The following is an 18,641-nucleotide window of genomic DNA, read 5'->3' as shown; positions in this document are numbered from 1 at the left end:
GCATCATAGGCGCCGTCCGCTCAAGGGAGATTTACATGCGTGCCATTTCATCCGTCATGGGTCTTGTCGTGCTGTCGCTGGGCCTGGTGTTCACCACCAGTGCCACAGCCACCGAAGAGACACAGCTGGTCGAGTCCATCAACCTTTACCGCAGCCAGTCCCAAAGCTGTGCCGGCCAGGCCTCGCTGGAGTTGCCACCGCTGGCGATGGATTCGCGGCTGATCCTGTCGGCCAATGGCATCGGCGACTTGCAGCAAGCGCTGGCGCGGGCGGCCTATCCAATGGTCAACGTGCAGGCCATCAGCCTGTCCGGGCCGCGCGACGCGCAATCGGCCATGAAAGCCGTCCAGGAAAGCTTTTGCCAGGTGGTGCTCGACCCGCAATTCGTCGACATTGGCGTTAGCCGCCTGGATCGCGAATGGCGCATCGTGCTGGCACGACCCCTATTGTCGGCGCGCCTGGGTGACTGGCAAACCGAGGGCCAGAAACTGCTGAAACTGATCAACAGCGCCCGTGCCCAGCCGCGCCGTTGCGGCACCGAAGCCTTCGCCGCCACCACACCGCTGGCCTGGAACGCCACCCTGGCCCTGGCCGCCGTGAATCACACCCGGGCCATGGCCAACAACAATTTCTTCGATCACAAGGACCGTGACAACCGCATGCCGGGCGACCGCGCCGAACTGGCGGGCTATCTCGGCCAGTTGATCGGCGAAAACATCGCCGCCGGGCAGGACACGGCCCTGAAAGTGGTGGACGGCTGGCTGGCCAGCCCCGGGCATTGCGCCAACCTGATGAACCCGCAGTTCCGCGAGTTGGGCGCCGGGTATGCGACCGATCCGAAAAGCGATGCAGGGATTTATTGGACGGCGATGTTTGGCACCCAATAGCGCGGTGGCAGAGCCGTCGCCATCGCGGGCAGGCTCGCCCCCACAAGTTTTTTTGGGTGTTCATGGGAACGATGCGGTACGCCATCGACCTCAATGCCGGTACTGGCGTCGTTGAGGTTTCGGCGATCAAGATGAAAGCGAAGCTGCCTGAAAGAAAGGTTCATGGCCGAATTCACAGAACAATCCTTCAGGCTTCCCCGGCTACTGGTGCTGCACCTGCACCATCGAGCTCACCTGCACCCGCGCCTGCATCTGCTCCGCACCACCGCCGCGGCGCATGCCGCGTACCGGGCAGGCGTCGAGGTAGTCCAGGCCGATCGCCAGCTTCAGGTGGCGGTCGGGAACAGTCAGGCGGTTGGTCACGTCGAAGCTGTACCAGCCGTCATCCAGCCAGGCTTCGGCCCAGGCATGGCTTGCCAGATGGCTTTCATCGTCGGTGCACAAATAGCCGGAAACATAGCGCGCGGGAATGCCCAGGCTGCGGGCGCAGGCCAGGAACGCATGAGTATGGTCCTGGCAGACCCCCGCCCCGCCGGCAAACGCCTCGGCGGCGGTACTGTTGACCGCTGTCGTGCCGGGACTGTAAGGCATCCGCGCCGCCAGCCCATTCATCAGATCGGTCAAGGCCGAACGATCGCGCCGGCCTGCGCATTGCTCGACGGCGAAGGCGCTGAGGGTCTCATCTGCCTGGGTGAGGCGGCTGGTGCGCAAAAACGGCAGTGGCGACTGGTTGTCCGGCTCCATCGCTATCGACTGATGGATTTCCACCTCGCCATAGGCCGTCAATACCAAAGCCCCATGGGGCTCGTCCATGGTCATCACGTGCAGGATGTTGCCGTAAGGGTCGATCTGGCTGCGCACCAGGCGCGGCAGCTCCAAGTGCCATTCAAGGATGCGCTGGCGCTGGCTGTCCTTGGGGGTCAGGCGCAGGAACTGGATGCTGGTGCAGACTTCATCGGCATAGCTGTAGGTGGTGTCGTGGCGTATGGACAGTTTCATACGACCTCCAGATAAGACTCATGAACGGTCTGGCCCAAGTGACGGATCTGGCCAATGAGGTCGGTCAACCATTGATGCAGGCCCGAGGCGAGGATCTCGTCGATCCCGGAATAGCGCAGGCGCGCATTCAGTTCGGCGGCCAGGCGTTGCGCCGGCCGACCGTTGTTGCCCGGCAGGCTGGCGAGGATATGGTCCAGTTCCTCGATACAGGCATGCAGCGAGCGCGGCACATCGGCGCGCAACAGCAACATCTCCGAGACCTGCTCGGCGTTGGGCGCATTGCGGTAGATCTCGTTGAACGCCTCGAACGAAGACAGCGCGCGCAATAAGGCACTCCACTGGTAATAACCGCGGGCCGAGTTGTCGCTGACCTCCTCCGATTCCTCGCCGAACATCTCATAACGCGCATCCAGCAGGCGCAGGGTGTTGTCCGCCCGCTCTATAAAGGTCCCCAGGCGAATGAAACAATAAGCGTCATTGCGCATGATCGTACCCGACGTCGCGCCACGGAACAGGTGCGAACGTTCCTTGACCCACTCGCAGAAATGGCTGATGCCGTAGCGGCCCAGGCCATTGCTGGCGATGTTGCGCATTTCCAGCCAGGTGGCGTTGATGTTCTCCCACATGTCGGCGGTGATGCGTCCGCGCACCGCGTGGGCATTGGTCCGCGCCGCCCGCAGGCAGCTGTAGATACTGCCAGGGTTGGTTTCATCCAGTGCGAAGAAATGCAGCATGCGCTCGGTGTTGAGCGCGTCATAACGGGCGTTGTAGTCGTCCAGCGTACCGGCGGCCAGCAGCGACATCGCCAGCTCGGCATGGCCGTCGCTGCGCCCGGCCTGGGGCATCAGCGACAGCGAATAGCTGACTTCAAGCATGCGCGCCAGGTTCTCGGCGCGCTCCAGGTAGCGGGACATCCAATAGAGGTCCGAAGCAGTTCTTGAAAGCATGTCTTAGTCCTCCACGACCCAAGTGTCTTTGGTGCCGCCGCCCTGGGACGAGTTCACCACCAGCGAGCCCTCGCGCAGCGCCACGCGGGTCAGCCCGCCAGGCACCAGGCGGGTTTCCTTGCCCGACAGCACGAACGGACGCAGGTCGATATGGCGCGGCGCGATGCCGCTCTCGACAAAGGTCGGGCACGTGGACAGGCTCAAGGTCGGCTGGGCGATATAGGCTTCGGGACGGGCCTTGAGGCGTGCGCGGAAATCTTCGATCTCCGCCGCGCTGGCGGCCGGCCCGACCAGCATGCCGTAGCCGCCGGAGCCCTGGGTTTCCTTGACCACCAGATCAGGCAGGTTGGCCAACACATGGGACAGGTCCTGGGGCTTGCGGCACTGCCAGGTGGGCACGTTCTTCAGGATCGGTTCTTCGGTGAGGTAGAAGCGGATCATCTCGTCGACGTACGGGTAGATCGACTTGTCATCGGCCACGCCGGTGCCGACCGCGTTCGCCAGCACCACATTGCCGGCACGGTACACGGCGATCAGCCCCGGCACGCCCAACATCGAATCGGGGTTGAACGACAGCGGGTCGAGGTAGGCATCGTCAAGGCGACGATAAATCACATCCACCTGCCGAGGGCCGGCGGTGGTACGCATGTAGACGTGGTCGTCACGCACGAACAGATCGGCACCTTCCACCAGCTCCACACCCATTTCGCGGGCGAGGAACGCATGTTCGAAATAGGCACTGTTGAAGCGCCCCGGGGTCAGCACCACAGCGGTGGGATTTTCGAGGGGGCTTGAGCTCTTGAGGGTGTCGAGCAACAGGTTCGGGTAATGATCGATAGGGGCCACGCGCTGGGCGGCGAAGAGCTCGGGGAACAGGCGCATCATCATCTTGCGGTCTTCGAGCATGTAGCTCACGCCGCTGGGTGTGCGCAGGTTGTCCTCCAGCACGTAGTAGCTGCCGTCACCGTCGCGAACCAGGTCGACGCCAGCGATATGGGCATAAATGCCCCGGTGCAGGTTCAGGCCCTGCATCGCGATCTGATAACCCTCGTTGGCGAGCACCTGCTCGGGAGGAATGATGCCTTCCTTGAGGATGTGTTGCCCGTGGTAGATGTCGGCCAGGAACATGTTCAGGGCCTGGACCCGCTGAATGCAGCCCCGCTCGACCATCTGCCATTCACTGGCCTTGATGCTGCGAGGAATGATGTCGAACGGAATCAACCGTTCAGTGCCCTGCTCGTCTCCGTAGAGGGTGAAAGTGATACCGGCTCGGTGGAACAGCAGGTCGGCTTCGCGGCGGCGTTGTTCAAGCAGTTCAAGCGGCGTGTCCGCCAACCAGCGTGAGAAAGCTTGGTAATGCGGGCGGCAGTCACCCTTCGCGTCATACATTTCATTAAAAAAAGCGTGGGGCATAGCCAACTCCCAGCCGCGTTCTACACGGCATTTCTTATCACTTCGTCATTCCAATGGTCCGGCCTTGCTTTGCTTTAATGAGCCCTGTTTCTCTGAGCACCTCGATAGGCATGGGTCTCTGGTCTGGCCTTTGCGTCTGGATGACGTGCGCCCCCTGGTTAAATTCGCGTGATGCATGGCTCCTATAGGTTGGGTTTCCTTGAAGCGGTAGCAAAGGCTGTGCCTAAGCGCAGCGAATCGGATCCAGCTTGGAAAAAACGCCTTAAAAGTGCGCCATGGCGAAATTTGTTTTCATTTCTGCGACAAAAGCCTCTTTAAAGGCTGAAACGTTTATTTCAGCTTTTCCCTACATGCCCCGGAACGGGTCGAATCGGTGCAAGAAGGTGGGTAGCCGCCGCCGGATGCCCTGAAATGGGGAAATTTATACCCATTCGCTGCAGATACACATTTCACCTGTGGCGAGGGGATTTATTCCCTCGCCACAAGAGCGAGCGCGTCGATCCCGCAGCAACCTCAGCACCTCCAGCCTTCCGTCGCCTCCCTTCGCACAAATTCAATAGCAGCACTTGCTTCGACAGTATTATGGTATACCATCATACGCATAGACTTATTCACCGCCCAGGAGCAGCCCATGAGTTTCGAAATCCGCAAGATCGTCAGCTATGTCGAAGAAACCTTTATCGAAGGCGGCAAGACCACTGACAAACCGGTGACCATGGTCGGGCTGGCGGTGGTGATGAAAAACCCTTGGCTGGGTCGCGGCTTCGTCGAAGACCTCAAGCCGGAAATCCGCGCCAACTGCTCCGACCTCGGCGCACTGATGGTCGAGCGCCTGGTGGGCATCATCGGTGGTGCGCAGAAGATCGAAGCCTATGGCAAAGCCGCCGTGGTGGGTGCCGACGGCGAAATCGAGCACGCCTCCGCCGTGATCCACACCCTGCGCTTTGGCAACCACTACCGTGAAGCGGTCAAGGCCAAGAGCTACCTGAGCTTCACCAACAAGCGCGGCGGCCCGGGCACGTCGATCCAGATCCCGATGATGCACAAGGACGACGAAGGCCTGCGCTCGCACTACATCACCCTGGAAATGCAGATTGTAGACGCCCCGCGTGCCGACGAAATCGTCGTGGTACTGGGCTGCGCCGATGGCGGCCGCCTGCACCCGCGTATCGGCAACCGCTACATCGACCTGGAAGAACTGGCCGCCGAGAATGCGCAGTGATCCAGCCTGGGCAACCACAATAAAAAAGGCATGCAGGAGCGCTCCATGATTCGGCTCACCGCTGAACTCACCCCGGCCGGCACCAGCTTCCTGGCAACCGGCCAAGGCCAACCCGTGGTCTTGATCCACGGCGTGGGCCTGAACAAAGAAATGTGGGGCGGCCAGGTCGTTGGCCTGGCCACGCAATACCAGGTGATTGCCTACGACATGCTCGGCCATGGCGCCAGCCCGCGTCCGCAAAGCGGTACCGGGCTGCAGGGCTACGCCGACCAGTTGCTGGAACTGCTCGATCATTTGCAACTGCCTCAAGCGACGGTGATCGGTTTCTCCATGGGCGGCCTGGTGGCCCGGGCGTTTGCCTTGCATTACCCACAGCGCTTGCAAGGCCTGGTGGTGCTCAACAGCGTGTTCAACCGCAGCGCCGAACAGCGCGCCGGGGTCATCGCCCGTACCGCCCAAGCCGCCGAACATGGCCCGGACGCCAATGCCGAGGCGGCGTTGTCGCGCTGGTTCAGCCGTGAATACCAGGCGGCCAACCCGGCGCAGATCGCCGCGCTGCGCCAGACCCTGGCAGGCAACGATCCCCAGGGCTACCTGACCACCTATGAACTGTTCGCCACCCAGGACATGTACCGCGCCGATGACCTGGGCGACATCCAGGTCCCGACGCTGATCGCCACCGGCGAACTGGACCCCGGCTCGACGCCGGAAATGGCCCGGCAGTTGGCCGAGCGAATTCCAGGCGCCACCGTTGCCGTGCTCGCCGAGCAGAGGCATATGATGCCGGTGGAATCGCCGCGCCTGGTCAACCAGCTGTTGCTGGAATTTCTCGACACAGCAAACGCCCGACAAAACCAAATAAAGGGGATCGTTGCATGACACTCGCACGCTTTTCGATGTGCATCGGCGGTGAATGGGTCGATGCCTTGTCCGGCAAAACCTTCGAAAGCCTGAATCCGGCCCTGGCCCAGCCCTGGGCCGAGCTGCCTGACGCCGACGAAGCCGATGTCGAGCGCGCCGTGCAGGCGGCGCAAACCGCTTTCGATAGCCCCGCCTGGCGCGGCCTGACCGCCACCGCTCGCGGCAAACTGCTGCGTCGCCTGGGTGATCTGATCGCCGAAAACAAAGAACAGCTGGCCCAGCTGGAAAGCCGCGACAACGGCAAGTTGATCCGCGAAACCCGTGGCCAGGTCGGCTATCTGCCGGAGTTTTTCCATTACACCGCCGGCCTGGCCGACAAGCTCGAAGGCGGCACCCTGCCGCTGGACAAGCCGGACCTGTTTGCCTACACCGTGCACGAAGCCATGGGTGTGGTCGCGGCGATCATTCCCTGGAACAGCCCGCTGTACCTGACAGCGATCAAGCTCGCCCCGGCGCTGGCGGCGGGCAATACCATCGTGATCAAACCGTCCGAGCACGCCTCGGCGACCATTCTGGAGCTGGCGCGCCTGGCCCTGGAAGCGGGCATCCCGCCGGGCGTGGTCAATGTCGTCACCGGTTACGGCCCGAGCACCGGCGCCGCCCTCACCCGCCATCCGCTGGTGCGCAAGATCGCCTTCACTGGCGGCGCTGCCACGGCCCGGCATGTGGTGCGCAGCAGCGCGGAAAACTTCGCCAAGCTGTCGCTGGAACTGGGCGGCAAATCACCGAACATTATCTTCGCCGACGCCGATCTCGACAGCGCCATCAACGGGGCGATTGCCGGGATTTATGCCGCATCCGGCCAGAGCTGCGTGTCCGGTTCGCGCTTGCTGGTGCAGGAGGAAATCTACGACGAATTCGTTGCGCGCCTGGTCGAACGGGCCCAGCGCATCCGCATTGGCAACCCGCAGGAAGACGCCAGCGAAATGGGCCCCATGGCCACCGCCCAGCAACTGGCCGTGGTCGAAAGCCTGGTGGCCGACGCCATCGCCGAAGGCGCCCGCCTGCGCCTGGGCGGCAAGCGTCCAAAGAGCCTGGGCGACGGCTGGTTCTATGAACCGACCCTGTTCGAATGCGACCGCAACTCGATGAAGATCATGCAGGAAGAGGTCTTCGGCCCGGTGGCCTCGGTCATCCGTTTCAAGGACGAAGCCGAAGCCCTGGCAATCGCCAACGACTCGCAGTTCGGCCTCGCCGCCGGTATCTGGACCCGCGACCTGGGCCGCGCCCATCGCCTGGCCCGGGACGTGCGCTCCGGGATCATCTGGGTCAACACCTATCGCGCGGTCTCGGCCATGGCGCCTATCGGCGGTTTCAAGAACAGCGGCTATGGACGCGAAAGCGGCATCGATTCGGTGCTGGCTTATACCGAACTGAAGACGGTGTGGATCAATCTTTCCCAGGCGCCAATGCCTGATCCGTTCGTGATGCGCTAGGAGTCCTGAGAAATGATCGAACCCGGCATCTACAAAGAAGTCATGAGCTCCTTCCCGTCCGGCGTCACAGTGGTCACCACCCTGGACCCGGACGGGAATATCGTCGGCATCACCGCCAGTGCGTTCAGCGCGCTGTCGATCGACCCGGCACTGGTGCTGTTCTGCCCCAACTACGCTTCCGACACCTACCCGATCCTGCGCGACAGCAAGCAGTTCGCGATTCATTTGCTCTCGGCTGACCAGACCGCCGAAGCCTACGCATTTGCAGGCAAAGGCAAGGACAAGGCCAAAGGTATCGACTGGCACCTCAGCGAACTGGGCAACCCGCTGCTTAGCAAGGCCACGGCGATTATCGAATGCGAACTGTGGCGCGAATACGATGGCGGCGACCACGCGATCATCGTTGGCGCGGTGAAGCACCTGATCCTGCCCGAGCAACCGGTCACACCGATGATCTACCACAAGGGCAAGCTGGGCCCGCTGCCGGCACTGGCCTGATGGCTATACACATCCCACAGGTTCATCCACTTTTTCAGGCAGCCCCATGAGCAACGACAAATACGAACAAGGCCTCAAGATCCGCACTCAGGTGCTGGGCGAGGCTTATGTGCAACGCTCCATCGAGAACGCCGACGACTTCACCCGCCCCTTGCAGGAAATGGTCACCGAATACTGCTGGGGCCATGTCTGGGGTCGAGAGGGTTTGTCCCTCAAGGAGCGCAGCATGATTAACCTGGCGATGATCTCGGCGCTCAATCGCCCCCATGAACTCAAGCTGCATGTGCGTGGCGCCTTGCGTAACGGCTTGAGTCGTGAGCAAATACGCGAAATTCTGCTTCAGGTCGGTATCTATTGCGGCGTCCCGGCTGCCGTGGACAGTTTCCGGCTTGCCCGTGAAGCCTTCGCCGAAGCCGACGCCGAGGCCTCCAGTCAACCCTCGGCTGTTTGATCTGAACGTGCACGGATGTTGCCCGTTTGGCATGGACAGCCATATTACAGAGCGGACCCCATGAAACGCCTGCCACTCGACGACAGCTTCAAGGTCAATCGCAACCCCGTTACCCTGCGCGAGATCGTGCTGGATAAGCTGCGAAGCGCCATCATGAACTTCCAGCTTCTGCCGGGCGATCGCCTGGTCGAGCGCGACCTGTGCGATCGCCTGGGCGTGAGCCGCACGTCGGTGCGCGAAGCGTTGCGCCACCTCGAATCCGAAGGCCTGGTGGAATTCGCCGATGCCAAGGGCCCACGGGTGGCGATCATCACCCTGGCCGATGCCGGCGACATCTATGAATTGCGTTGCGTGCTCGAAGGCTTGATCGTCCAGCTCTTCACCCTGCGGGCCAAGGCCAAGGACATCAAGGCCCTGGAAAAAGCCCTCGAGGAAAACCGCAAGGCCCTCAAGGATGGCGAGCTGCAACAAGTCATCGATTCGGTGCAAGGCTTCTACGACGTCTTGCTCGAAGGCTCCGGCAACCATGTTGCCGCCACCCAATTGCGTCAGTTGCAGGCCCGCATCAGTTACTTGCGGGCCACATCGGTGTCCCAGGAAAACCGTCGCGGCAGCAGCAACCAGGAAATGGAACGCATGGTCGAGGCCATCAAGAGCGGCGATCCCCTGGCTGCCCACCAGGCGTGCGTCGACCATGTGCGCGCCGCTGCCAAGGTTGCCCTGGAGTACCTCAAGCGCCAGCAGGAAGAAACCGGCGATATCCCCGAAATCACGGCGCCCATCGCCCTGAAAGAACCCCGTATAGGTCGCTGAGATGTTCAGCCCGAGCTTTTGTCCAAAGTGTGGCGGCAGTGACCTGAGTCACCGCCTGCCAGCGGGCGATACCCATCAGCGACTGATGTGCGGCGGCTGCGGCTACATCCATTACGTCAACCCGAAGATCATTGCCGGCTGCATCATCGAGCAGGACGGCAAGTACCTGTTGTGCCAGCGCGCCATCCCACCGCGCCCCGGCACCTGGACCTTGCCGGCCGGCTTCATGGAGGGCGGCGAAACCACCGAGGACGCGGCGCTGCGGGAGGTCTGGGAAGAGACCGGCGTGCGCGCGGAAATTGTCTCGCCCTACTCGATCTTCAGCGTGCCGAAGATCAGCGAGGTGTACATCATCTTCCGCGCCACAGCCCTGGAGATCACTGGCCAGTACGGGCCGGAAACCCTCGACTACAAATTCTTCGCCCCCCAGGACATTCCCTGGGACAGCATCTATTACCCGGCCATCCGCCAGATCCTCGAACGTTATATCGAGGAACGCCAGGCCGGGGTCTATGGCATCTACATCGGCAACGACGACAGCGGCAAGATCCATTTCATCCGCTGACAGGCTTCAAGGCGCCACGCCCTCGACGATGATCACCTCGGCCCGTGCCACACCCTCGCGATGTTCCTTCGCCGCCTGATACTGCTCTGAGTGATAACAGGCCAGCGCCTGCTCGTATGAGTCGAACTCGATGACCACGCTGCGTTGTGGCGTAGCCCTGCCCTCCACCGCCTCGCTGCGCCCGCCCCGGGCCAGCATCCGACCACCGTACTGAGCAAACGCCGCTGGCGCCCGCTGGGTGTATTGGCTGTATTGATCGGGGTCGGTGACATCCACATGAGCAATCCAGTACGCCTTCATAGTGACCTCTCGGCTTGTTTCGTATTATGGTATACCACAACGACATTCCAGCAAGCCCCCATCCAAACAAAGAGAGCCCGACATGGCCTTTAATAGCATTCAGGAAATCATCGAAGACTATCGCCAGGGCAAGATGGTGTTGCTGGTCGATGACGAGGATCGGGAAAACGAAGGCGACCTACTACTCGCCGCCAACTGCTGCAACGCCCAGGCCATCAGCTTCATGGCCCGCGAAGCCCGTGGGCTGATCTGTCTGACCTTGACCGACGAACATTGCCAGCGCCTGGGGCTGGAGCAGATGGTGCCAAGCAACGGCAGTGCATTCAGCACAGCTTTCACCGTTTCCATCGAGGCCGCCACGGGCGTGACCACCGGTATTTCCGCCGCCGACCGGGCACGCACCGTCGCCGCCGCCGTGGCCGCCGATGCGGGGCCCAGCGATATCGTGCAGCCGGGGCATATCTTCCCATTGCGGGCCAAGGAAGGCGGCGTGCTGACCCGCGCCGGGCACACCGAAGCCGGGTGCGACCTGGCGCGCCTGGCGGGCTTCACACCGGCATCGGTGATCGTCGAAGTGATGAACGACGACGGCACCATGGCCCGCCGCCCGGACCTGGAGATTTTCGCCCGCAAGCACGGGATCAAGATCGGCACTATCGCCGACCTGATCCACTACCGCCTGAGCACCGAGCACACCGTGGTACGCATTGGTGAACGGGAACTGCCCACCGTGCACGGTACCTTCCGCTTGTTCACCTTCGAAGACCGTATCGAAGGCGGCGTACACATGGCGATGGTGATGGGCGACATTCGCCGGGAAGAACCGACCCTGGTGCGGGTGCATGTGATCGACCCGCTGCGGGACCTGGTGGGCGCCGAATATAACGGCCCTTCCAATTGGACGCTGTGGGCGGCCCTGCAACGGGTCGCCGAAGAAGGCAGCGGCGTGGTGGTGGTGCTGGCCAATCACGAGTCGTCCCAGGCGTTGCTCGAGCGTGTACCGCAGTTGACCCAGCCGCCACGACAGTTCAGCCGCTCGCAATCGCGCATCTATTCTGAAGTGGGCACCGGAGCGCAGATTCTCCAGGACCTGGGCGTCGGCAAGTTGCGACACCTGGGCCCGCCGCTCAAGTACGCGGGGTTGACCGGGTATGACCTGGAGGTGGTGGAAAGTATTCCCTTCACCGGATAAACCCGAGGCAACACACAACGCCTTGTGGGAGCGAGCAGGCTCGCTCCCACAAAAGATCGCGAAAAACCCGGCCGGACAGATAGCCGGTACGGCAAAATGCTTGCAGAAAGTTTGGAATACCATAATATGATATTCCATAGACCGAACACTTCAGCCAAGTGCCCCTCGACAGGGAAAGCACAAACAAAAGCCCTTGGCTCGGTCGCCTTTAAGGCCAGATGGACCTACTGCTCCCGATAGGCGGGCAACAAAAGCCCGCTCAAAAACACAACAATGAGGGCGTGAAAATGGTGTTGAAGAAAAGTGCAGCCGCAGTACTGTTCGCAGGTTTGCTGGCCACGGTCAGTCATGTGGCAATGGCGGCGGAAAGCGTCAACTTCGTCAGTTGGGGCGGCAGCACCCAGGACGCGCAGAAACAGGCTTGGGCCGACCCGTTCAGCAAGGCCAGCGGCATCACCGTGGTCCAGGATGGCCCGACTGACTACGGCAAGCTCAAGGCCATGGTCGAAAGCGGTAACGTGCAATGGGACGTGGTCGACGTCGAGGCGGACTTCGCCTTGCGCGCCGCCGCTGAAGGCCTGCTCGAGCCCCTGGACTTCTCGGTCATCCAGCGCGACAAGATCGACCCACGCTTCGTCTCCGATCACGGCGTCGGTTCGTTCTATTTTTCGTTCGTCCTCGGCTACAACGAAGGCAAGCTCGGTTCCGGCAAGCCCCAGGACTGGAGCGCACTGTTCGACACCAAGACCTACCCCGGCAAACGCGCCCTGTACAAATGGCCAAGCCCTGGCGTGCTTGAGCTGGCCTTGCTGGCCGACGGCGTAACGGCCGACAAGCTCTACCCGCTGGACCTGGACCGCGCCTTCAAAAAACTCGACACCATCAAGAAAGACATTGTCTGGTGGGGCGGCGGTGCCCAGTCCCAGCAGTTGCTCGCCTCCGGCGAAGCCAGCATCGGGCAGTTCTGGAACGGGCGCATCTATGCCTTGCAACAGGATGGCGCTCCCGTCGGCGTAAGCTGGAAGCAGAACCTGGTCATGGCCGACATCCTGGTCATTCCAAAGGGTTCGAAGAACAAGGCCGCGGCCATGAAGTTCCTGGCCCACGCCAGCAGCGCCAAGGGTCAGGCCGATTTTTCCAACCTGACCGCCTATGCCCCGGTCAACGTCGACAGCGTCGCGCGCCTGGATTCGGTGCTCGCTCCCAACCTGCCGACCGCCTACGCCAAGGACCAGATCACACTTGATTTCGCGTACTGGGCCAAGAACGGTCAGGACATCGCGACACGGTGGAACGAATGGCTGGTCAAATGAAAATAGCGGCACCGGCAACCCAGCACACCGCTGGCGCTGCCGGTGTGACAATCGCCAAGACCGTTGCCCCGCAAACCCCGTCGCTGGCCCAGCGCTGGCGCGGGAGCGGCAATCTGCTTCCCGCCCTGCTGTTCCTCGGACTGTTCTTCCTGGCGCCGCTGATTGGCCTGTTGTTGCGCGGCGTGCTGGAACCGGTGCCCGGCCTGGGTAATTACGAGCAACTGTTCGCCAACTCGGCCTATGCCCGGGTGTTGATCAACACCTTTTCGGTGGCCGGGCTGGTGACGCTGTTCAGCCTGTTGCTGGGTTTCCCCCTGGCCTGGGCCATCACCCTGGTGCCCCGTGGCTGGGGCCGTTGGATGCTGAACATCGTGCTGCTGTCGATGTGGACCAGCCTGCTGGCCCGCACCTACTCCTGGCTGGTGTTGCTGCAAGCCTCCGGGGTGATCAACAAGGCGTTGATGGCCATGGGCATCATCGACCAACCGTTGGAGATGGTGCACAACCTCACCGGCGTGGTGATCGGCATGAGCTACATCATGATCCCGTTCATCGTCCTGCCGTTGCAGGCAACCATGCAGGCCATCGACCCGATGATCCTGCAGGCCGGCTCCATCTGTGGCGCCAGCCCCTGGACCAACTTCTTCCGGGTGTTCCTGCCGCTGTGCCGACCGGGGCTGTTCTCCGGCGGTCTGATGGTGTTCGTGATGTCCCTCGGTTACTACGTGACCCCGGCACTGCTGGGCGGCGCGCAGAACATGATGCTGCCGGAATTCATCATCCAGCAGGTGCAGTCGTTCCTCAATTGGGGCCTGGCCAGTGCCGGCGCCGCCTTGTTGGTGGCGATCGCCCTGGTGCTGTTCTACTTCTACCTGAAGCTCCAGCCGGAATCCCCGGTAGGTGCCAGCAACGCGAGGTAAGCCGTCATGCTCCTGACTCCCAATGCCATGAGCCGGCGCATGCGGTTCGGGCTGTACTTCACCACTGGCCTGATCGCGCTGTTCCTGCTGTTGCCGATCGTGTTCATCGTGCTGCTGTCGTTCGGTTCGTCCCAGTGGCTGGTGTTCCCGCCACCAGGCTGGACCTTGAAATGGTACGGCCAGTTCTTCTCCAACCCCGACTGGATGAGCGCGGCCCTGACCAGCCTCAAGGTCGCGGTACTGACCACCGTCTGCGCCGTGGCGCTGGGTTTGCCGACCGCGTTTGCCTTGGTCCGCGGGCGCTTTCCCGGTCGGGAAATGCTCTACGGCCTGTTCACCCTGCCGATGATCGTGCCGCTGGTGATCATCGCGGTGGCGGTGTACGCGTTGTTCCTGAAACTGGGTTACACCGGGACGATGTTCGCGTTCGTGGTCAGTCACGTAATCGTCGCACTGCCCTTCACCATTATCTCGATCATCAACTCGCTCAAGCTGTTCGACCAATCCATCGAGGATGCGGCGGTGATCTGCGGCGCCTCACGCCTGCAAGCAGTGTTCAAGGTGACCTTTCCGGCGATTCGCCCCGGCATGGTCGCCGGCGCCTTGTTCGCCTTCCTGGTGTCGTGGGACGAGGTGGTGCTGAGCGTGATGATGGCCAGCCCGACTCTGCAAACCCTGCCAGTAAAAATGTGGACCACCCTGCGCCAGGACCTGACGCCCGTGATCGCCGTCGCTTCGACGCTGCTGATCGGCCTCTCGGTGTTGGTGATGGTGATCGCCGCCGCCCTGCGCCGGCGCAATGAAATCAGCGCCTGAGCGCCTAGGAGAATACGATGAGTGCCGTCAAAGACCCCGCACAACAGCACAACAAGACCCTGGTCAGCCTGCGCAACCTGAACAAGCACTACGGCGACTTTGCCGCCGTGGACGACATCTCCCTGGACATCCAGGACGGTGAATTCCTGACCTTCCTCGGCTCCAGCGGCTCGGGCAAGAGCACCACACTGTCGATGCTGGCCGGGTTTGAAACGCCCAGCAGCGGCGAAATCCTGGTGGGCGGCAAATCCCTGGTCAACGTGCCACCGCACAAACGCGACATCGGCATGGTGTTCCAGCGTTACTCACTGTTCCCGCACCTGTCGGTGCGCGACAACATCGCCTTTCCCCTGGCGATTCGCAAACTGGCCAGCGCGGAACGCGAGCGCCGGGTCGATGCCATGCTCAAGCTGGTGCAACTGGGCGAGTTCGCCCATCGGCGTCCTTCGCAACTCTCTGGCGGCCAACAACAGCGTGTGGCGATCGCCCGGGCACTGGTCTATGAACCACGCATTCTGCTGATGGATGAACCACTCGGCGCCCTGGATAAAAAACTCCGCGAAGACCTGCAGGACGAACTGCGCCAATTGCATCGGCGCCTGGGCATCACCATCGTCTACGTCACCCATGACCAGGAAGAAGCCATGCGCCTGTCCCAGCGCATCGCCATTTTCAGCCACGGCAAGATCGTCGGCCTGGGCAGTGGCTATGACCTCTACCAGAACCCACCGAACGCGTTCGTGGCCTCGTTCCTGGGCAATTCCAACTTCCTCAAGCTCAAGGCCCAGGGCAACGCGGTAGCGTCCTTCGAAGGCCAGCCACTGTCTATCCGCCTGACCGCTGGCCTGCAAATCGAGCAGGACGTGCTGCTGATGGTGCGCCCGGAAAAAGCCCTCGCCTTGAGCGTCGAGCAAGCCGGCCAGGAACCCTTGGCGGCTGGCTGGAATGAAGTCTCGGCCAAGGTCGTCGAAGTGCTGTTCCTTGGTGAAAGCCAGACCTGCAGCGTGGTGACCTCGGGCGGAACCTCGATGACCGTCAAGGCGCTGTCCGCCGCCGGCATGCCGCTCAAGGCCGGCGACCCGGTGCGTGTGCGCTGGGCCACCGCCGATGCCTGCGTCTACACCCAATGGGCCGAGAGCGACCTGAACAAAGCCGCAGGTGCCCATTGATGAACATTGCGCGCCCACAACCGATAAAGCCCGAGGATCGTCCGATGATCGATGCCAGTGTCTACAAACAAGTCATGGGCTCGTTCCCGTCCGGGGTGACGGTGATCACCACGCTCGATGACGATGGGCAGATCGTCGGCCTCACCGCCAGCGCGTTCAGCTCGTTGTCGATGGACCCGGCCCTGGTGCTGTTCTGCCCCAACTACAGTTCCGACTCCTACCCGGTGCTGATCAAGAACCGCCGCTTCGCCATCCACGTGCTCTCCGGCGGTCAGCAGAACGAAGCCTATGCCTTCGCGCGCAAAGGCAAGGACAAGGCCCAGGGCATCGAATGGACCCTGAGCGAGCTGGGCAACCCGTTGCTGAGTAACGCCACCGCCATCATCGAATGCGAACTGTGGCGAGAATACGAAGGCGGCGACCACGCCATCATGGTCGGTGCCGTGAAGAATCTGATCGTGCCGCAACACACACCGGGGCCGCTGGTTTATTGCCACGGCAAGATGGGCGCCCTGCCCGTCCTCGCCTGAACCGATCGCCAACAACAAGAGAAAGCGCCATGAAATTTTCCCTGTTCGTACACATGGAGCGCTGGGACGAAAGCGTCAGCCATCGCCAGTTGTTCGAAGACCTGACCGAGCTGACCCTGCTGGCAGAGGCTGGCGGTTTCAGCACCGTGTGGATCGGCGAACACCACGCCATGGAATACACCATCTCGCCAAGCCCGATGCCGCTGCTGGCGTACCTGGCCGGCAAAACCACCACTATCCACCTGGGCGCGGGTACCATCATCGCGCCGTTCTGGCACCCGCTGCGGGTGGCCGGCGAATGCGCGCTGCTGGACGTGATCAGCAATGGCCGTATGGAAGTGGGCCTGGCCCGGGGCGCCTATCAAGTGGAGTTCGACCGCATGGCCGGCGGCATGCCGGCATCCTCCGGCGGCCAGGCGCTACGGGAAATGGTCCCGGTGGTGCGCGCCCTGTGGCAAGGCGACTACGCCCACGATGGCGAGATCTGGAAATTCCCCACCTCCACCAGCGTGCCCAAGCCGATCCGCAAACCCTACCCACCGATGTGGATCGCCGCCCGCGACCCGGACTCCCACAACTTCGCCGTCGCCAATGGCTGCAACGTGATGGTCACGCCGTTGATGAAGGGCGATGAGGAAGTCCTGGACCTGAAGAACAAGTTCCAGGCCGCCCTGGACAACAACCCCGACGTGCCACGCCCGCAATTGATGGTGCTGCGTCACACCCACGTGCATGCGGTGGATGATCCCGAAGGCTGGAAGGTTGGTGCCCAGGCGATCTCCAGGTTCTATCGCACCTTCGATGCCTGGTTCGGCAACAAGCAAGTACCGGTCAACGGTTTCCTCGCGCCAAGCCCGGAAGAAAAGTTCGCCGAGCGTCCGGAGTTCCAGCTGGAGAACATCCGCAAGAACACCATGATCGGCACGCCGCAGGAAATCATCGAACGCATCAAGTACTACCAGGAACTGGGAGTGGATGAGTTCAGCTTCTGGTGCGACAACAGTCTGCCCCATGCCGAGAAGAAGAAATCCCTGGAGTTGTTCATCCAGCAGGTGGTGCCGGTGTTTCGCTGATCGGTTATCTGGCCATCGCGAGCGGGCTCGCGATGGCCAGATAACTGAAACATAAGTGTCAAAAGTGACAATTGCCCCCACTACCCCGCCGCCGCTCCGCAAACCCCTGTTAACGGCTCGCAAAGCCACATAACGTACCGCGCAAACGGATCAACTCTGATTAAGGATGATGCGCGTGGGGGTTTATCGGTTGCTGTTGGCCCTGCTGGTGGCGGTTTCGCATATGGGCGTGACGTTCATGGGGTTCAACCCCGGCGTCGTTGCCGTGGTGTCCTTCCTGATCATCAGCGGTTTTGTGATGACCTCGTTGATCGAGAGAACCTACAACACCCCGGGGCAAATCGGCCTGTTCTACATGGATCGACTGCTGAGGCTGTACCCGCAGTTTTTGGTGTACTTCGTCCTGTCCTGCGCGGTGATCCATTTCCTGCTGCCGGGAACACCCCAGGCAGCAGCGCTGACCCTCGAAAACATCACCACCAGCCTGCCGATCGTGCCATTGGGTTTCTACATGTTCGGCATCACCGTGCCCGAAATCCTGCCACCCGGTTGGTCGCTGGGCCTGGAAATGTGTTTTTACCTGCTGATCCCGTTCCTGATCCTCTACAAGGCGCGGGGTATTGCTTTTGCGGTGTCCGTGACGGTGTTCATGCTCGCCTCGCTGGGCTACCTCGACACCGACATCTACGGCTATCGCCTGCTGCCCGGTGTGCTGTTCATTTTTCTTTGCGGCAGCTACCTGTATCGGGTCCGGGCCAAGGGGCTGTGGATCGTGTCCGTCACCCTGCTCGTTGCCGCGTTGATGTTCCTGAGCATTGTCGTGGGGATCATTCCCCGTCGGCCTTTCAACGCCGAGGTGACCCTGGGCATCGCCCTGGGCCTGCCGGCGGTGTTTTTGCTCAGCAAGCTGAAGCATCACCGACTGGATGAGTTCCTGGGCAATATCAGCTACGGCGTGTTCCTCAACCACTTTGTGGTGATGTACGTGTTGCGGGCATTCTGGCCGGTCGAATACAGCGCCCTGATCATCACCGCGGTGCTGGTGCTGTCGTTCGCCTTGAGTGGCGTGTCGTACTACGGGGTCGAGCGGCCGGCGCTGAAGCTTCGTCATGCTCTCAGGTCGGGCGTTAAATCCGCAGCCACACAGGCTCCCGTTGGCAGCACGGTGGCTTAGTC

20 protein-coding genes are annotated in these 18,641 nt (G+C 61.8%); 16 read left to right on the top strand and 4 right to left on the bottom strand.

The annotated features are described in order from the left end of the window. The first annotated feature begins 35 nt into the window (after positions 1 to 35). Complete coding sequence (locus tag PSH86_RS14725) at positions 36 to 887, top strand: CAP domain-containing protein (RefSeq protein WP_305490311.1); 852 nt, start codon at positions 36 to 38, stop codon at positions 885 to 887. Between the two features lie 201 nt (positions 888 to 1,088). On the opposite strand, the gene PSH86_RS14720 is transcribed toward PSH86_RS14725, so the two are convergent. From PSH86_RS14720 to PSH86_RS14710, 3 genes are read right to left on the bottom strand one after another with little or no spacing between them, the layout of a single operon-like run. Further along, entirely contained in the window at positions 1,089 to 1,886 is a 798-nt protein-coding gene (locus PSH86_RS14720) for a transglutaminase family protein (RefSeq protein ID WP_109755325.1), read from the bottom strand. Further along, a complete protein-coding gene (locus PSH86_RS14715) occupies positions 1,883 to 2,833 on the bottom strand; it encodes an alpha-E domain-containing protein (RefSeq protein WP_003201699.1) in 951 nt (316 codons plus the stop codon). The genes PSH86_RS14720 and PSH86_RS14715 overlap by 4 nt, the downstream gene beginning before the upstream one ends. A gap of 3 nt (positions 2,834 to 2,836) precedes the next feature. Next, complete coding sequence (locus PSH86_RS14710) at positions 2,837 to 4,246, bottom strand: circularly permuted type 2 ATP-grasp protein (RefSeq protein WP_003201697.1); 1,410 nt, start codon at positions 4,244 to 4,246, stop codon at positions 2,837 to 2,839. Positions 4,247 to 4,877: 631 nt separating this feature from the next. Between PSH86_RS14710 and PSH86_RS14705 the strand changes: the two genes are divergently transcribed. Genes PSH86_RS14705 through PSH86_RS14675 form a run of 7 tightly spaced genes read left to right on the top strand, consistent with a single transcriptional unit; the run spans position 4,878 to position 10,152 of the window. Continuing rightward, a complete protein-coding gene (locus PSH86_RS14705) occupies positions 4,878 to 5,468 on the top strand; it encodes an amino acid synthesis family protein (protein WP_305490310.1) in 591 nt (196 codons plus the stop codon). 45 nt (positions 5,469 to 5,513) lie between these two features. Further along, positions 5,514 to 6,347, top strand: coding sequence for an alpha/beta fold hydrolase (locus tag PSH86_RS14700; RefSeq protein WP_116832331.1), 834 nt, complete (start codon positions 5,514 to 5,516; stop codon positions 6,345 to 6,347). Beyond that, positions 6,344 to 7,825 (top strand): aldehyde dehydrogenase, encoded by a 1,482-nt coding sequence (locus PSH86_RS14695; protein WP_305490309.1) that lies wholly within the window; start codon positions 6,344 to 6,346, stop codon positions 7,823 to 7,825. The genes PSH86_RS14700 and PSH86_RS14695 overlap by 4 nt, the downstream gene beginning before the upstream one ends. A gap of 12 nt (positions 7,826 to 7,837) precedes the next feature. Next, entirely contained in the window at positions 7,838 to 8,323 is a 486-nt protein-coding gene (locus tag PSH86_RS14690) for a flavin reductase family protein (protein WP_109755322.1), read from the top strand. 46 nt (positions 8,324 to 8,369) lie between these two features. Continuing rightward, positions 8,370 to 8,774, top strand: a complete 405-nt coding sequence (locus PSH86_RS14685) for a carboxymuconolactone decarboxylase family protein (protein ID WP_109755321.1) — start codon at positions 8,370 to 8,372, stop codon at positions 8,772 to 8,774. Between the two features lie 60 nt (positions 8,775 to 8,834). Further along, on the top strand, positions 8,835 to 9,587 hold the full coding sequence (locus PSH86_RS14680) for a GntR family transcriptional regulator (protein WP_109755320.1): 753 nt from the start codon (positions 8,835 to 8,837) through the stop codon (positions 9,585 to 9,587). Between the two features lies 1 nt (position 9,588). Beyond that, complete coding sequence (locus PSH86_RS14675) at positions 9,589 to 10,152, top strand: NUDIX hydrolase (protein ID WP_109755319.1); 564 nt, start codon at positions 9,589 to 9,591, stop codon at positions 10,150 to 10,152. Positions 10,153 to 10,158: 6 nt separating this feature from the next. Here PSH86_RS14675 and PSH86_RS14670 read toward each other — a convergent pair whose 3' ends face one another. Beyond that, positions 10,159 to 10,452, bottom strand: a complete 294-nt coding sequence (locus PSH86_RS14670) for a DUF1330 domain-containing protein (RefSeq protein ID WP_176687942.1) — start codon at positions 10,450 to 10,452, stop codon at positions 10,159 to 10,161. 82 nt (positions 10,453 to 10,534) lie between these two features. Here PSH86_RS14670 and ribBA point away from each other — a divergent pair, with 82 nt between their 5' ends. The 8 genes from ribBA to PSH86_RS14630 all read left to right on the top strand — a co-directional run bounded on the left by ribBA (position 10,535) and on the right by PSH86_RS14630 (position 18,639). Continuing rightward, a complete protein-coding gene (gene ribBA / locus PSH86_RS14665) occupies positions 10,535 to 11,644 on the top strand; it encodes a bifunctional 3,4-dihydroxy-2-butanone-4-phosphate synthase/GTP cyclohydrolase II (protein WP_116832327.1) in 1,110 nt (369 codons plus the stop codon). A gap of 287 nt (positions 11,645 to 11,931) precedes the next feature. Continuing rightward, positions 11,932 to 12,957, top strand: a complete 1,026-nt coding sequence (locus PSH86_RS14660; RefSeq protein WP_109755316.1) for an ABC transporter substrate-binding protein — start codon at positions 11,932 to 11,934, stop codon at positions 12,955 to 12,957. Beyond that, entirely contained in the window at positions 12,954 to 13,877 is a 924-nt protein-coding gene (locus PSH86_RS14655; RefSeq protein ID WP_305490361.1) for an ABC transporter permease, read from the top strand. The genes PSH86_RS14660 and PSH86_RS14655 overlap by 4 nt, the downstream gene beginning before the upstream one ends. Before the next feature lie 6 nt (positions 13,878 to 13,883). Next, positions 13,884 to 14,693, top strand: coding sequence for an ABC transporter permease (locus tag PSH86_RS14650; RefSeq protein ID WP_053125546.1), 810 nt, complete (start codon positions 13,884 to 13,886; stop codon positions 14,691 to 14,693). Between the two features lie 17 nt (positions 14,694 to 14,710). Next, positions 14,711 to 15,862, top strand: a complete 1,152-nt coding sequence (locus PSH86_RS14645; protein ID WP_109755313.1) for an ABC transporter ATP-binding protein — start codon at positions 14,711 to 14,713, stop codon at positions 15,860 to 15,862. A 44-nt stretch (positions 15,863 to 15,906) separates the two neighbouring features. Then, entirely contained in the window at positions 15,907 to 16,392 is a 486-nt protein-coding gene (locus PSH86_RS14640) for a flavin reductase family protein (RefSeq protein ID WP_109755462.1), read from the top strand. Between the two features lie 29 nt (positions 16,393 to 16,421). Continuing rightward, entirely contained in the window at positions 16,422 to 17,465 is a 1,044-nt protein-coding gene (locus PSH86_RS14635) for an LLM class flavin-dependent oxidoreductase (RefSeq protein ID WP_109755312.1), read from the top strand. Between the two features lie 175 nt (positions 17,466 to 17,640). Beyond that, a complete protein-coding gene (locus PSH86_RS14630; RefSeq protein ID WP_109755461.1) occupies positions 17,641 to 18,639 on the top strand; it encodes an acyltransferase in 999 nt (332 codons plus the stop codon). Positions 18,640 to 18,641: the final 2 nt, after the last annotated feature.

Source organism: Pseudomonas sp. FP2300 (assembly GCF_030687595.1).
GTDB lineage: Bacteria > Pseudomonadota > Gammaproteobacteria > Pseudomonadales > Pseudomonadaceae > Aquipseudomonas > Aquipseudomonas bijieensis.
Note: the sequence above shows the minus strand (reverse complement) of the source record. Positions and strands in the feature narration are given on the sequence as shown.

Coding starts and splice junctions, on each gene's coding strand:
- PSH86_RS14725 (WP_305490311.1), top strand. CDS start 36: ATGCGTGCCATTTCATCCGTCATGGGTCTTGTCGTGCTGTCGCTGGGC.
- PSH86_RS14720 (WP_109755325.1), bottom strand. CDS start 1,886: ATGAAACTGTCCATACGCCACGACACCACCTACAGCTATGCCGATGAA.
- PSH86_RS14715 (WP_003201699.1), bottom strand. CDS start 2,833: ATGCTTTCAAGAACTGCTTCGGACCTCTATTGGATGTCCCGCTACCTG.
- PSH86_RS14710 (WP_003201697.1), bottom strand. CDS start 4,246: ATGCCCCACGCTTTTTTTAATGAAATGTATGACGCGAAGGGTGACTGC.
- PSH86_RS14705 (WP_305490310.1), top strand. CDS start 4,878: ATGAGTTTCGAAATCCGCAAGATCGTCAGCTATGTCGAAGAAACCTTT.
- PSH86_RS14700 (WP_116832331.1), top strand. CDS start 5,514: ATGATTCGGCTCACCGCTGAACTCACCCCGGCCGGCACCAGCTTCCTG.
- PSH86_RS14695 (WP_305490309.1), top strand. CDS start 6,344: ATGACACTCGCACGCTTTTCGATGTGCATCGGCGGTGAATGGGTCGAT.
- PSH86_RS14690 (WP_109755322.1), top strand. CDS start 7,838: ATGATCGAACCCGGCATCTACAAAGAAGTCATGAGCTCCTTCCCGTCC.
- PSH86_RS14685 (WP_109755321.1), top strand. CDS start 8,370: ATGAGCAACGACAAATACGAACAAGGCCTCAAGATCCGCACTCAGGTG.
- PSH86_RS14680 (WP_109755320.1), top strand. CDS start 8,835: ATGAAACGCCTGCCACTCGACGACAGCTTCAAGGTCAATCGCAACCCC.
- PSH86_RS14675 (WP_109755319.1), top strand. CDS start 9,589: ATGTTCAGCCCGAGCTTTTGTCCAAAGTGTGGCGGCAGTGACCTGAGT.
- PSH86_RS14670 (WP_176687942.1), bottom strand. CDS start 10,452: ATGAAGGCGTACTGGATTGCTCATGTGGATGTCACCGACCCCGATCAA.
- ribBA (WP_116832327.1), top strand. CDS start 10,535: ATGGCCTTTAATAGCATTCAGGAAATCATCGAAGACTATCGCCAGGGC.
- PSH86_RS14660 (WP_109755316.1), top strand. CDS start 11,932: ATGGTGTTGAAGAAAAGTGCAGCCGCAGTACTGTTCGCAGGTTTGCTG.
- PSH86_RS14655 (WP_305490361.1), top strand. CDS start 12,954: ATGAAAATAGCGGCACCGGCAACCCAGCACACCGCTGGCGCTGCCGGT.
- PSH86_RS14650 (WP_053125546.1), top strand. CDS start 13,884: ATGCTCCTGACTCCCAATGCCATGAGCCGGCGCATGCGGTTCGGGCTG.
- PSH86_RS14645 (WP_109755313.1), top strand. CDS start 14,711: ATGAGTGCCGTCAAAGACCCCGCACAACAGCACAACAAGACCCTGGTC.
- PSH86_RS14640 (WP_109755462.1), top strand. CDS start 15,907: ATGATCGATGCCAGTGTCTACAAACAAGTCATGGGCTCGTTCCCGTCC.
- PSH86_RS14635 (WP_109755312.1), top strand. CDS start 16,422: ATGAAATTTTCCCTGTTCGTACACATGGAGCGCTGGGACGAAAGCGTC.